12 protein-coding genes and 1 pseudogene are annotated in these 13,690 nt (G+C 61.5%); 5 read left to right on the top strand and 8 right to left on the bottom strand.

From position 1 onward, the window contains the following. Positions 1-55 precede the first annotated feature (55 nt). The 3 genes and pseudogenes from EI293_RS04315 to EI293_RS22715 form a co-directional block, all read right to left on the bottom strand. Positions 56-1,333 (bottom strand): M16 family metallopeptidase, encoded by a 1,278-nt coding sequence (locus EI293_RS04315; RefSeq protein WP_125435903.1) that lies wholly within the window; start codon positions 1,331-1,333, stop codon positions 56-58. Between the two features lie 105 nt (positions 1,334-1,438). After that, positions 1,439-4,066: a SusC/RagA family TonB-linked outer membrane protein gene (locus tag EI293_RS04310; protein ID WP_125435902.1), complete on the bottom strand. Its 2,628-nt coding sequence runs from the start codon at positions 4,064-4,066 to the stop codon at positions 1,439-1,441. Between the two features lie 324 nt (positions 4,067-4,390). Continuing rightward, a pseudogene (locus EI293_RS22715) lies at positions 4,391-4,537 on the bottom strand (IS982 family transposase); the annotation flags it as partial. A gap of 399 nt (positions 4,538-4,936) precedes the next feature. Here EI293_RS22715 and EI293_RS04300 point away from each other — a divergent pair. Continuing rightward, positions 4,937-5,101: an integrase core domain-containing protein gene (locus EI293_RS04300; protein WP_125435900.1), complete on the top strand. Its 165-nt coding sequence runs from the start codon at positions 4,937-4,939 to the stop codon at positions 5,099-5,101. Positions 5,102-5,439: 338 nt separating this feature from the next. Here the strand turns inward: EI293_RS04300 and EI293_RS22030 are convergent, their stop codons facing one another. Further along, complete coding sequence (locus tag EI293_RS22030) at positions 5,440-5,577, bottom strand: hypothetical protein (protein ID WP_170170236.1); 138 nt, start codon at positions 5,575-5,577, stop codon at positions 5,440-5,442. 498 nt (positions 5,578-6,075) lie between these two features. On the opposite strand from EI293_RS22030, the gene EI293_RS04295 reads away from it, so the two are divergent. From EI293_RS04295 to EI293_RS04285, 3 genes are read left to right on the top strand one after another with little or no spacing between them, the layout of a single operon-like run. Then, entirely contained in the window at positions 6,076-7,179 is a 1,104-nt protein-coding gene (locus EI293_RS04295; RefSeq protein ID WP_125435899.1) for a DUF4932 domain-containing protein, read from the top strand. After that, positions 7,176-8,240 carry a sensor histidine kinase gene (locus tag EI293_RS04290; protein WP_125435898.1) on the top strand — a complete coding sequence of 355 codons (1,065 nt, stop codon included), beginning with the start codon at positions 7,176-7,178 and terminating at the stop codon, positions 8,238-8,240. Before EI293_RS04295 ends, EI293_RS04290 begins: the two co-directional genes overlap by 4 nt. Then, a complete protein-coding gene (locus EI293_RS04285) occupies positions 8,237-8,938 on the top strand; it encodes a LytR/AlgR family response regulator transcription factor (RefSeq protein ID WP_125435897.1) in 702 nt (233 codons plus the stop codon). Before EI293_RS04290 ends, EI293_RS04285 begins: the two co-directional genes overlap by 4 nt. Positions 8,939-9,017: 79 nt before the next feature. Here EI293_RS04285 and EI293_RS22470 read toward each other — a convergent pair whose 3' ends face one another. The 4 genes from EI293_RS22470 to EI293_RS04265 all read right to left on the bottom strand — a co-directional run bounded on the left by EI293_RS22470 (position 9,018) and on the right by EI293_RS04265 (position 12,808). After that, positions 9,018-9,146, bottom strand: coding sequence for a hypothetical protein (locus EI293_RS22470; RefSeq protein ID WP_262706496.1), 129 nt, complete (start codon positions 9,144-9,146; stop codon positions 9,018-9,020). A gap of 239 nt (positions 9,147-9,385) precedes the next feature. After that, complete coding sequence (locus EI293_RS04275) at positions 9,386-10,291, bottom strand: helix-turn-helix domain-containing protein (RefSeq protein ID WP_125435896.1); 906 nt, start codon at positions 10,289-10,291, stop codon at positions 9,386-9,388. Next, positions 10,288-11,262, bottom strand: coding sequence for an NADP-dependent oxidoreductase (locus EI293_RS04270; RefSeq protein ID WP_125435895.1), 975 nt, complete (start codon positions 11,260-11,262; stop codon positions 10,288-10,290). The genes EI293_RS04275 and EI293_RS04270 overlap by 4 nt, the downstream gene beginning before the upstream one ends. An 850-nt stretch (positions 11,263-12,112) precedes the next feature. Continuing rightward, a complete protein-coding gene (locus tag EI293_RS04265) occupies positions 12,113-12,808 on the bottom strand; it encodes a nitroreductase family protein (protein ID WP_125435894.1) in 696 nt (231 codons plus the stop codon). 132 nt (positions 12,809-12,940) lie between these two features. Between EI293_RS04265 and EI293_RS04260 the strand changes: the two genes are divergently transcribed. Next, positions 12,941-13,306 (top strand): winged helix-turn-helix transcriptional regulator, encoded by a 366-nt coding sequence (locus EI293_RS04260; RefSeq protein ID WP_125435893.1) that lies wholly within the window; start codon positions 12,941-12,943, stop codon positions 13,304-13,306. The last annotated feature ends 384 nt before the right edge of the window (positions 13,307-13,690 follow it).

Below are 13,690 nucleotides of genomic sequence, written 5' to 3'. Positions count from 1 at the left end.
AAGAAAGCCCGTCTGGTGGAAACCAGACGGGCTTTCTTGTGACTGCCAGAATCCGTTACGCTTCGGCTGCTTCCTCCGCTACTACGGGTTCCGCCACGGGCTGGGCGCGGTAGTAGAGGGTGCTGCAATTGGTGGGGCGCAGCACTTCCCGGGCAGCGTCCAGCACCTGGGCGGGCGTTACGGCCTGCACTTTAGCGCTTTCCTGGTTCACCAGGTTGGCGTCGCCGAGGAGCTTGCTGAAGGCCAGGTTCATGGCCCGGTTCAGCAGTTCAATCTCGCTGAACACGATGCTGACCTCGGCCTGGTTTTTTACCTTTTCCAGCTCCTCGGTCGGAATTTCGGCGGCGCTGATGTCGGCCAGCACAGCTTCGATGGCGGCATCGGCTTCTTCCAGCGTGACGCCCGCGTTCAGCTTGCCGCTCACCACCAGCAAACCCGGCTGAAACGACCCCATCACGGAGGCCGACAGCGAGTTGAATAAGGGCTGCTCCTTCACCAGCTGCTGGTAGAGGCGGCTCGATTTGCCCCGGCCCAGCACATCCGACAGCAAATCGGCGGCGTAGTAGGCGTCCTCACCTCGGCCGGGCATGTGGTACACCTTGTAGAGGGCCGACATGGGCACCTCGGCGCTGATTTCCAGGAAGCGGGCTTCCTGCTGGCGGGGCTCCGGGGTGAGGTTTCTCTCGTAGCGGGTGCCGCCGGCAATGGGACCGAACCACTTTTCGGCCAGGCGTTGGGCTTCGGCCACGGTCACGTCGCCGGCTACTACCAGAATGGCGTTGGCGGGGGAGTAGTGCTTGGCAAAAAAGTCGCGCACCTGCTGCATGGTGGCGTCTTCGATGTGCGCTACCTCCTTGCCGATGGTGGCCCACTGGTAGGGGTGATGCTGGTAAGCTAAGGGGCGCAGCTTCAGCCAGACGTCGCCGTAGGGCTGGTTCAGGTAGTTCTGCTTGAACTCCTCCACCACCACTTTGCGCTGCACTTCCAGCCCGTTCTCGGAGAAAGCTAGGTTCAGCATCCTATCCGATTCCAGCCAGAAGCCGGTTTCCAGATTGGCGGCCGGCAAGGTGAGGTAGTAGTTGGTGATGTCGGGGGAGGTGAAGGCGTTGTTTTCGCCGCCCACCAGCTGCAGGGGCTCGTCGTAGCTGGGGATATTCACGGAGCCCGAGAACATCAGGTGCTCGAACAGGTGAGCAAAGCCGGTGTGGGCCGGGTCTTCGTCGCGGGAGCCCACGTTGTAGAGCACGTTGAGCACGGCCATCGGCGTGCTGTGGTCTTCGTGAACGATGCAGCGCAGGCCGTTGGCGAGGGTGAATTCTTCGAAATGAATCATGCAGGAAATATCGGGGAGGAAACGGCCGAATGGGCCGGCAAAGTACACAACCGGCCACCTAAAACAGAAGTTTCCGGCGGCCGGCAGCTACTATACGCAACCGGGCTACAACGTGGCCCGCACGCCCACCAGAAACGTGCGCGCCACCGGGTACGCCCCCACATCCAGGCCAGCCTGCTGGTTGTCGGAGCCGGCGGAGCTGACGTTGGGGTCGTAGCCTCGGTACCCGGAGAGCACCAGCAGGTTCTGGCCGCCCAGCCACACCTGCACGCTGCGGGCCTCTTTCTCCCACACCTTATAGCTGAGCGTGAGGGCTGACAGCCGCACATGGTTGCCGGATTGCAAAGTGGAAGAGCTGGACAGCGGCAGTTGGGTGCCGGCCGCTGGTACATCGGTGCCCGTGTTGGTGGGCGTCCAGCGGTCCAGCACCCGGCGGGAGGCGTTGGTGCGGCCGTTGGGCGCGTCCAGCAACCGCAGCACGGTATTGTTCATCTGGTAGCCGAACATCCCGTCGGCCTGGAGCTGCGCCTCAAACCGGTCCAGCGTAAGCTGCTGACTGAAGCTGAGCAGCTGCCGGGGCAACCCGCTGCCCAAGGGCTGCTGGTCCTCCATGTTAATCCGCCCGTCGCTGTTCACATCCTCGTAGCGCGGGGTGCCGGTGGCATCCAGGCCCTGGGCACGGAGCCCGTAAAACGTGCTGATGGACTGCCCGTCGGGGCTGCGGTGGTAGGGGAAGAAGTAGCCGAGGGTGCGGTCCGCCTCCTCAAACCGGTTGCGGTTGGCGGCGGCGGCCAGCCGGCTCGTGCCCTGCAGCTGGCCGGCCTGCCAGCTGCTTTGCAGCGTCAGCTCCAGGCCGGTGTTGCGCACGTAGTTTTGCACTGTCGGGTCTGTCGTTGCCGGCAGGCCCAGCAGGTACAGGGTGCGGGCGGTGCGGCGGGCGTAGGCCTGGGCCGTTACGGTCAGGTGGCCGTTGAACAGGCCCGCTTCGATGCCCGCATCTACCTGCCGGGTCAGCTCGGGCACGAAAACGTCGATCTGACTACCCGGCCCGCCCGGTCCCGCTACTGGCAGCTGGAAGAAGTTGCGCGCGCCGTTGCCCGCCCCCGAGGTCCGGCCCCAGCCCACCCACACGTCCAGCATGCCGGGGGCCGAGGTCCAGAAGTTCTCTTTGGCCGCGTGCCAGCGCACCTGCGCGCCCGGCAGCCAGCTCCACCGGTCATCTGTCGTGAACACGCTGTTGGCGTCGTGGCGCACCGTGGCCTGCACCTGGTACCGCTCGGCGAAGGTGTAGCCGGCCGTGAGCTGGTAGAAATTCCGCTGGGCCAGGCTTGCGGACCTACTGAAACCCGCGAAATCCGGCTGCCCAGGCACGTAGCGGCGCTGCTCCGTAGTGCTTTCCTGCTTCTGGTACTGCGCTTCCAAACTGGCCGTTACCGCGTGCCGCTCCCCATCAAAGCTACGGGCGTAGCGCAACGCCGGGTGCAGCACCAGCTGCCGGTAAGTGGCCGTGAGGGTGCCGCTTTCCCCGGACGGGAAGCCCACAAACCCCAGCCGGTAGGAGCGGCTGCGCAGCGTGGCCCGTTCCAGGTTACCGCGCACGTCCAGCGTGAGGCCGGTCGTCAGCTCGTAGCGCGCCCCCAGCTGAGCCAGGAGCCGCTGCTGCTGCGGGGTCTGGTAATCCTGTTGCACCTGGTCGAGGGGGTTTACCTCGTAGCCGGTGGGCGTATCCGTGGGCCTCAGGGTGGGCGCGGCAAGCACGGCATTCGACAAGGCGTAGTGCGCGGGCACCCGCTGCTCGGTCTGGCTGAAGCTGCCGGTGGCGTCCAGGTGTAGGTGCTGGCCGATTTGCTGGTTGAGGGCGGCGCGGGCGGCGTAGCGGCGCAGCCGCGAGGTCAGCACCACGCCCTGCTGGTTTAGGTAGTCGGCGGCGGCGTAGTAGCGGGTGGTGGCCGTGCCGCCGCCCAGACTCAGGTGGTGCTCCTGCACGGCGGCCGTGCGCACTAGCTCATCCTGCCAGTCGGTGCCCCGGCCCAGGGCCGCCAGCTGGGCCGGGCTGAACGGGGCCGGCTGCCCGAAGCGCAGCGCGGCTTCGTTGCGCAGGTCGGCGTACTGGCGGGCATCCAGCAGCTCGTAGCGGGTACGGGCCTGCTGCACCCCGCCGTAGCCGGCATAGCGCAGGCGCGGCTTGCCGACGGTGCCCCGCTTGGTGGTGATTTTGATAACGCCATTGATTCCCTGGGAGCCGTAGAGCGCGGTTTCGTAGGCTCCTTTCAGCACTTCCACGCTGGCAATATCCTCGCTCGGGATGCTCAGCAGCGGGTTCACGTCCAGCTCCTGCCGCTCGGCCGGCACCACGTCTATCAGCTGGCCGTCCCGGTCTTCCCCGCGAAACGTGTGCTGAAACACCGGCACCCCATCCACCACGTACAGCGGCTGCGCGTTGCCCGACAGGCTGGCCGCCCCCCGCAGCCGCACCGCCACCTGCGCCCCCGGTGCCCCCGAGTACGGCGTGGCCTGCAACCCGGCTATCTGACGCAGCTGCTCCTGAAGGGGGAGGAATGGGAGGATGCGGTAGCCGATAACTTGTATAACCTGCGCAGTTGGGCAAGAATGCACGATGCGCAGCACAGAATCCTGCACAGCTACTTCAGGCAATCGAACGGTATCCGGCTGCTGGGCCAGGGCGGGGATGGATAGCGGCAGCAACAGGCCGAGGGCGTATAATTGATTCATACAGCGGGATAGGGGAGGAATGCGGCCCCGAAGATAGATGCCCCCTGCCCCCCGATTCCATATTCCGCCCCGAAAAAAACACCGCCGCCCCGTTACCACAACGGCCTGCCCCGGTCCCCGGCAGGGGGAGGGCAGGCCGCAGGGAAACAGCGCCGGAACCGGCCGCTACGCCACCGTGGGCAACGGCGTGGGGCCGGGCAAGGGCCGCGTGGGCTGGTCGTAGAGCACGCACTGCTCGTACTCGGTCACGTCGGTTTGCACGTAGAGGGCCTTGCCTAGTTCGCAGAGGTAGCTAACCCAAGTTACGGGCTATAGGCCAGCTTGTTAAAGGGTATGAGCTAAAATGAAGAGGGCAATTTTCAGGGCAAATCCGGCGATAGTCACCGCATGAATCTGTTTGGGAAGGCGGGCGGTGAGTTGACTGAAGCAGGTTTTGATGCCTTTGCGAAAATGCTGAAGCAGAAAGTCTTGCGCTGGGTGCAGCGGGCGTTTGCCGACCACAGCCTGCACTTCGGCACACGCCGGTTGCGGGCCGAAGTGCAGGCTGGTTGCGGGCTGGTTGCGGGCCGAAGTGTAGGCCCAGGGCCATGCGGTCGGCCGCTGGCGCATCCGCCGCGTGCGCAAAGCGCACGGCCTGCGGGCCCGGCAGCCCCGAACCATGTGTGGGTAGGTGACATCCCGCCGCCTGCCCCGGCAAGGCGGCGGCGGGCTCTACCGGGCCGTGTGGCTGGACCGCTGTTCGCGCAAAACTGTCGGCTGGGACGTGCCCGAGTCCGCGCCCACGCCTTGGACGTGCTGCAGCCTCCGGCTGGGCTCATCGTGCATTCCGACCAGGGCAGTCAGTACACGGCCACCTGATTCAAAGACCTGGTGGTCCCACACGGTGCCGGGCAGAGCATGAGCCGGCGCGGCAACTGCTACGACAATGCCCACGCGGAATCTTCTTGGAGCTGCTTCAAAGCCGAACTGCTCGACGGCGGCCGCTTTCCCGGCCTGACCGAAGCCCGGCTCGAAATCAGCCACCACATCGCCTAGTACAATGCCGAACGCCGGCATTCCGCGCTCGGCTACTGCTCACCCAACCACTGCGAAACCCAGCTGCAAACCACATCCCAACGCTGTCCGCCTTCGCTAGACCACCGCACAGCCGGCGGTGAACCGACGCAGCTCCGGTGCTTATCACTGGCTTGGGCTCTTGGCGGAAGCTGGTCACGGCAAGGTGCCCAAAACTTCATCCGCCAATTGCCTGAATAGCGTGACTACCTAGGGTAGTCGGCAGTACAGAAAAGGTATCCGGAAACAGGTTATGTACTGAAAAGCCCTTGCTACTTACAAGTAGCAAGGGCTTTTCAGTCAAGATACCCGAACCCCGATTAGGGGTTAACGTGCTTGAGTTTGAGGCGACGACGCTCCTGGGCCTGCTTAACGCGACGGTGGATAGTCTCACGGGTGATTTCCGACTGCTGAGCAGCGGCGGGAGTGTTTTCGGTCTTGGTGGGCTTGTTCGACATACAAGAGAAAGTTATTGACTACGCAAATATACCCATCCCCGGCACATTGGGTTCTACGCTATTTTCACAAAATGGGCTGGGTCTGAAAAGTAGTGCTGCAAAATGCGCCGAATGCAGGCTACCTGGACGAGTCCACCAGTCACGTGTTTAGGTTTCGCTGCATATCGTGGTATAGGGGGAGGGTAGCACAAGAGTAGGAACAGAAAGTAACGGTAGGGGAAAGCTGCGCGGGCGGGTATCTCATAATATGGCCTTCTGGTAGGCGTTTGCCCCACGGGGAGCAGACTCCCAGCACTTGGCGTACGAGGAGGATACCTGCTGACCGAAAGCCCCCCGCGTAATCCAGGCCTATGGCCGCAGCCATCAGTGCCCACTATTCCGTCAGCTGATCGGGCGTTGATCAACGAAAAAGGGCAGTTCATCACTCGGAGTTCGTCCGACGAAGTAGCGTGACTTGATTTGGGCTTTCCAACAGGCATCTGCTACTACTTCTTATCCATGAGACACTTCCTGACTTTCTTGCTGGTCCTGCTCAGCGCCCACATCCTGCCGGCCCAATCCCGTAGCTCGGCGGCCCCATTGCCAGCCAACCGAATTACCGTGACCGTGCATCCCGGCATTGAGGTGTTTACGATAGTGCAGCTGCTGGCCGGCAAGTACCCGATGCCCAACAAATCAGCTTACGCCAAGGAAACCGAGGCCTATTTTGTTCCGTTCGTGAACCATCCGGCGGTGCAATATGCCCGCCAGTTGAAAAAGGTATACCCTGACCTGACGGAGCTGGGCTACTGCCTCGACAACTTCCCCAAAGTGCGCATGCACTATCCGGAGCATTCCGTCTGGTACAGCCTCAACGGCAAGGATTCGGTGCAGACCTACATGCGCCTCTGCCAGCAGTTTTTTGAGGACAGTCATTTCTGGGCTTTTTACCAGCAGCACCAGGCCGACTACGCCGCCTGGGCCAAGCCCGTGCAGGCCCGCTTGGCCCAGGAGGGCCTGGTCAACAAGCTTGACTCACTCTACCGATTTCCCACCAAAGCCGCCCGCTGGGCCGTTTACCTCGACCCGCTTAACGGCTGGGGCGCCCACGCCATTTCGGCCCCGGAGCTTAACCCGCGCTACGCCGATCAGGTAGCCTACACCGTCGGCTTCCTCAACCGCGAATCGACCGATACGAGCAGCCCGAGCTTTAGCCTAGGTACCGAAGCGGTGGTGCTGGTCTGGCACGAGGGGAGCCATAACTACACCAGAGCCCTGCAACGCCGCTACCAGAACGATATCAGCAAGCTGGCTTACCTGTTCAACCCGACCGACGCGGGCATGCAGCGCAACAACATCCACAGCTGGGCCCACTGCTTCGATGAGAACCTGGTGCGCGGCGTGGTCATTGCCCTGTTCCGACAGTATCACTCCCCGAAAGAAGCCCGCAAACAGGCCGCCCAGGAGGTAGTTGGGGACTTTCAGTACGCCGGCGACATTGCCGACGTGATTACCGCCGAATACAGCGGGCGGCCAGCCAGCCAGGATTTCGCGCAGTTCTTTCCCCGAATTCTGACGTACTTGGCGCAGAAATACCCCACCGCCGAATCGACTACCCGATGACCGTTGCCCGGCCGCGCGCCTTTCCCGAGTGGCCCATCCACCTGCTGATCTGGGGGTTGCTGCTAACCAAAGACCTGGTGGTAATTTATACCACGCCCGCCGACCGCCCCCCCGCCCTGGCGGGCGCCACGGCCGGGTTGGTAACGCTGGGCTACCTGCTCATCAATGCCACGGCCTTTTACCTGCCCGTGGGGCTGGTAGCCCGGCCGCTGCTGACGGGCGCGCTGAACTGGCCGCGTTTTGGCCGGGCCGCCGGGGGCCTGCTGCTGACGTTGCTGCTCATTACGGGGGTGCGCTACGGGCTGGAGTTTCTGGTATTCAAGCCCCTGCTCGGCTTCGATAACTACGAGCACAACCCGACGTTTACCGCGCGATGGTTTGTGGAGAACAGCGTCCGGTTTTATTTCGATTACGTGCTCTACGGGCTGCTCTACGCGTTTATCCGGCACCAGCTGCTGACCGAGCGGCGGCGGCGCGAAACCCAGCAGGCCCACACCGCCGCCGAGCTGACCTTTCTCCGCTCGCAGCTGAATCCGCACTTTCTCTTCAACACCATCAACGACATCTACGCCCTGGTGTATCAGCAGTCGGAGGCGGCGCCGCGGGCGTTGCTCAAGCTGGCCGAGCTGCTGCGCTACATGCTGCACGATGCCCACCACGACCAAGTGCTGCTGTCCCGCGAGCTGGACTACCTAAACGGCTTGATTGAGCTCCAGCGGATCGGCTCGAAGGACAACCTGCACCTCGACTACCAGCTCCGGGGCCCGCTCAACGGGCAGCTGATTGCGCCCATGCTACTGGTTTCCTTCGTGGAAAACGCCTTCAAGCACGGGCTGCTGACTGACGCGGCCCGGCCGGTTACGCTCCACCTGGACCTGACAGCTACCACCCTGGATTTGCGCCTGCACAACGCCCGCAACGAGCAGCAGAAAGACCAGGTCGGCGGTATCGGGCTGGCCAACGTGCGGCGGCGGCTGGCGCTGCTCTACCCGGACCGGCACACGCTGACCATTGCCGATTCGCCCACCGATTTTCAGGTAACGCTCCGCCTTGCCCTATGACTGAGCCCATGCATTGCCTGGTGATTGACGATAAGCCCTTGGCAATCGATATCCTGACCGATTACGTGGGCAAGGTGCCGTTCCTACACCTGGCCGGCAGCAGCCAAAACCCGCTGGAGGCCCTGCAGTGGGTGGGCGAGCGGCGCGTCGATTTAATCTTCCTCGACATTCAGATGCCCCAGCTCACGGGGCTGCAATTCCTGCAGGCCCTGGACCGGCGCGCCCCGGTGGTACTGACCACCGCCTACCCCGATTACGCGCTGGCGGGCTTCGAGCACGATGTAATTGATTACCTGCTCAAGCCCATCCCGTTCGAACGCTTCTACCAGGCCGTGCAGAAAGCCCAGCGGCGCCTGCGCCCGGCGGTGGAGGAAACCTCCCGCCCGTACGTGTTTGTCAAAACTGAACATCGGCTGCAGCGGATTGATCTGGATGAGGTGCTCTACGCGGAGGGCTTGCAGAACTACGTCATTGTGCACACGCTAACCGGGAAAGTAATTGCCCGGCAAACCCTCAACAGCCTGGAAACGAGCCTGCCCGCTTCGGCCTTTGTGCGCGTCCACAAGTCGTTTATTGTGGCCCTGGCTCACGTGCATAGTGTAGAGCGTAGCCGGATTTTCATTCAGGCCACCGCAGATGAGCCCCGGTGCATTCCCGTCGGCGATGCCTACCGCCGTACTTTCTACGAACGGCTGTAGTCTACATGTCTCAACCCGTAGGGCCGCTAGTGGCGCGCTTCCCCAGACCAATAGTAATCGGGAAACCTCGCTCGGTAAATTAGTAAGGCTTCGGCCACTGCAGGCGGCAGCTGGTGCTGCGGCCACCGGCACTGATCTGGTGCAGGATGCCCTTGAAAACCAAATCAGTCGTGTCCCGACCGGCCGTGTCCTGGGAGCACCTGGCCATGCGAGCCCATTTTGAAGAAGTCAGCCCGCCACTGGCGGTGGTGCTTATTGACCAGTAGGTTGTTAGCAGCTTTCAGCATAGCATGCAAATCCGCCTTTTTGAAAGAAGGCTCCTAAGTACCGGAGTGGTGGTAGCAAGCGGGCCGAAACGGGTATTAAGGGTATGTTGAACGCCCCCACCGGCAGCCCTTTGCGTGACCAAGAAGTAGCGGTCAACTAAGCTTGTCAGCCATTTCTTGGTTACTTAAAGGAGGCCCTGAACTCCAACGGCGACAGGTTCGTCTTGGCTTTGAACAGCTTGTTGAACGAGGGCACATGCTCGAATCCCAGTTCGTAAGCAATTTCGCTGACCGTCCGGGTGGTGGTCGAGAGTTTTTCCTTGGCTTTGGCGATGAGCAGGGCATGAATGTGCTGCTGGGTGCTTTGCCCCGTGACCACGCGCAACAGATTGCCTAAATATTTGGGCGACAGGTGGAGATAGTCGGCCACGTACTGCACGGTCGGCAAGCCTCTTTCTGGTAAATTGTCGTAGTTAAAATACGCTTGCAGCAGGGTTTCTACCCGTTCGAGCACCTCGTGGTTGGCCTTTTCGCGGGTCAGGAACTGACGGTGATAAAACCGGTCGGCGTAGTGCAGCAGGCTTTCCAGGTGCGAGACGATAATCTGCTTGCTGAAGCGGTCCAAGTTGGCGCTGCATTCCTGCTCCATCGTGGCAATGAGGCCCGTGACGGTCATTTCCTCCTTGGCCGACAGGAACAGCGCCTCCTTGAGCGCGTAATCCCAGAAATCGTACTGCTGGATGGTTTTGGCCAGCGGCGTGTTCCATAGGAAATCCGGGTGGAGGTAGACCACCCACCCGGTTTTTTCCACGGCCTCGGCCGGATCGGCCACCCCGATGCTAAACACCTGGTTGGGCGCCATAAACGACATGACGCCGTCGTTGAAGTCGAACGAATGCTGCCCGTACTGCACGCGCACATTGCGCATTCGCTTGACGGAAATGGCGTAAAAATCCAGGACCATGCTCGTCGCCTGTTCGTTTCTGTGCGGCACGGCACTCACGTCCACGACGCTGAGCAGCGGGTGCTGGGGCGGGGGCAACCCCACAAACTTGTGAAACTCGCTTAGCGTCTGAAAGCGTCTCATGCTGACTCGTCTTCGGGGCGTATTTCCAGCACCAGCTTGCCCCGCACGCGCAGGGTTTGGCTGTCGCGGTGGGCGTCGGCCACCTGCGCCAATGGATACACTTGGCTAACAAGTACTTTTACTTTGCCCGCGTCAATGAGTTGCGCAATTTCCTGCAACCACTCCTGCCGGGGCTGGTTGGCCGATAGCTCGCTTTTTGCCTGTTTCTGGGCCAGGGCGGCGAGCACGGCCTCGTCAAACGGCGCATCTACATTGACCGTGACGAAGATGCCGCCGGCCTTCAGGGCCGGGACCACTTTCAGCCGCTCGGCGTTGTCGCGCAGGGGCGAGGCTTCCAGTAGCACATCCACATCGTGCACCAGCTCCGCTACCTGCTGGCTGCGGTAATCAATGACCTCGTCGGCCCCCAGTTGCTTGACGTAGTCCAGGTTGCTGGCCGACGCGGTGCCGATGACGTACGCGCCCCTAGCTTTGGCAAATTGCACGGCGAAGCCGCCCACGCCTCCCGAGGCTCCCTGAATCAGGATGCGCTGGCCGGGTTGTAGCTTACCTTGCTCGAAGAGAGCCGTCCAGGCCGTGAGGCCGGCCAGTGGCACGCCCGCTGCCTCCACGAAGCTGAGGCTCTTTGGTTTGAGGGCAAACTGCGTGGCTTTTGACGTGCAAAACTCGGCGTAGCTGCCCGCCCCGGGAAAGTTGGGCTCGCCGTACACGGCATCGCCTTTCTGAAACCCGGTAACCTCGCTGCCCACTTCTTCCACCACGCCGGCCGCATCCCAGCCCAGGGTCATCGGCAGGGTCAAATAGGGCCGCAGCACCTCATTGCCGCCTTCCCGAATGCCCCAATCTACCGGGTTTACACCACTGGCGTACACCTTGATCAGGAGTTCATCGGCCGCCGGCACGGGCCGCACGACGTCTTCTAGTTGCAGGACCTCGGGGCCCCCAAATGCGTGGATTCTGACCGCTTTCATAACCTGTTATTTTTGGTTTGTTAACGATACAAAGTTCCTCACTGCTTGAGAAGCAGGTTTAACCAAAATGCCTTTTGTGTTAGCCAAAGTGACGCCGCGTTCCAACTACTGCCATCCTGCATGTGTAGCTGACCAGCTATTCACGCGCGCTGCGTCCCGACTTTATTCATGGTCAACTGCTGCACCGAGTCGGCGGGGTTGCTCTATTCGTGTAACAACACCCTAAAGTGCTTAGCGTGTAAATCTGCCCTTTCGGAAGAACAACCCCGAAAACGGCGAACATAGCCAGTTCAAGAAACAGATCGAAAGACAGACTGCTTAGCGCCCATGCTGGTTAGCTGACTCGCTTTCAGATCTTCTCGGATTTGAATCGTAGCAGCTTGTAGCTTTCAACCCCGAGAGCAGTGGCAGGCCATATCAGTTTATCAGTACATGCCGTTTAGTGACCGGTCTTCTGCGGTTCATCGAATCAGGGCTTGTACGTGCTTCATCTCACGGCCAAGCTACTTTCCGCTTCCCGGCTGAAACAGGACCGGCCGGATTATTCGGCCACACTCAACTTGTCAGGCAGTGTAGTACACCCGTTGCCCCTGGCAGTATACCCGACACGCAAGCAACGCTAACAGGCCGTATCCGACTCGCTACCCGTCTCCTGCCAGTCCCGAATATGTTCCTACGCGTTGCCGGCACCTGGTTGCGAACTGCTTCAGCTGAGCTGTCAACCGTTGCCCCCTACGGATATCGTATTACCTTCTGCGCCGGAACACAAAAGTGCCCCGTAATCGTCTGTTGCCTGCTGGATAAGTCAGGCAACAGACGATTACGGGGCACTTTCTTCAAGGGCAGGTGCTTACTGGTCGGCGGATGCCGGTTGCCCGGCCGAAGCCTGATCCTCAGTGTTCGTCAGATCGGCCAGCGTCAGCTCGCTCGCGAATTCCTCCATGGGCGTGCGCACCTTTTTCATCTTTACCAGCCAGTCTTCCGACTCCTGCCGGTAGCCGAGCGGCAAAAGCACCGCGCTGCGGTAGCCACTGCCTTTCAGCTGCAGCAGGGTATCCAACTGGTCGGCGCTGAAGCCTTCAATGGGCGTAGCGTCCACGCGCTGTTCCGCCGCCGCCGCAATGGCCATAGCAAAGGCAATATAGCTCTGCTTGGCCGCGTGTTGGGCGTGCCACTCCGGGCCCAGCGGCTCGTACATGGCCCACAGATTCTGCTTGTAGTCCGCCATGGTCTGGTACGGCAGGCCGCGCTGGTCCATGGTGTAGTTGAAGACGCGCGTGATGCGCTCCTCGCTGTAGCCGTCCCAGGCCACAAACACCAGCAGATGCGAGCAGTCCGTGACCTGACTCTGGTTGAAGGACACCTCCCGGATCTTGGCCAGCAGCGCCGGGTCCGAGATAACCAGGATCTTGTAGGGCTGCAGTCCCGACGAGGATGGGGCCAGGCGCGCCGCTTCCAGGATGTAGTTCAGCTTATCGGCGGAGATACGCTCCCCATTCATTTTTTTGGTGGCGTAGCGCCACGTCAGGTCTTCGAGTAATGACATGATGAAAGGTGTTTTTCTGGAATTGTTCCGGCGCAAAGGTAAAACCCCTTGCTGACAAGCCGTACCTTTGGGACAAAAGGTAACCGGGACATCCGCGTCCGTCTGGTGACAATCAGGTAACCACTTCTTCACATGCAGCAAGATTCGGTAGATCATTCCTTCACGGGCGCCTGTGCCCATCGTATGCGTGCCATCGACGATACGCTCGACATCCTGAGCGGCAAGTGGAAGCTCGCCATCATTGCCCGCCTCTGCCACCAGCCGATGCGCTACTCGGCCCTGTTGCGCGAGGTAACGGGCATCTCCGGCAAAGTGCTGAGCCGGGAGCTACAGGATCTGGAAACCAACGGGCTCATCGTGCGGCACGTGGCCACGAGCAAACCTTTGACGGTCACTTACAGCCTCTCCGAAACTGGTCGCTCACTGACCGTCCTGACCGACAGCCTGGCGGAATGGGGCCTGGCCCACCGCGCCCGCATGATGCAGACGGGCGAGTAAGCCTCGCACGCTTTTATCGAAACCGCCGACGGTTTCGCCCGCGCGTACCCGTCCTTTCGGGTGCCGGCAATCGGACGTTTCGGGCAGGTTATACATCCACACGGCCGCAACGCGCAGCCCCAGCGTATCCAGTCGCTGGCCGTTACCCATACCGCCCTCTGAAGTGCCGCGTGCCGGTGCCAAGTAGTAGTGATAGTGGTACACAAAACCAGGTACTTATGCGGCGGGGTAGCTCTCCCTGCTACCGATTCCAGCTCACAAGTACAACGCGCTAAGCAACGACGCAGGACCGCCGAAGCGCTGGGCAGCAGAAGCTCATTCCCTGTCCTCCCTAGACAGCGCAGGGGCTTCGCAACACGCTCACAGGATCAGCCAAGGACGCGT

Source organism: Hymenobacter perfusus, assembly GCF_003944765.1.
Classification (GTDB): Bacteria; Bacteroidota; Bacteroidia; order Cytophagales; family Hymenobacteraceae; genus Hymenobacter; species Hymenobacter perfusus.
This window is presented reverse-complemented; position numbering and strand designations above follow the sequence as displayed.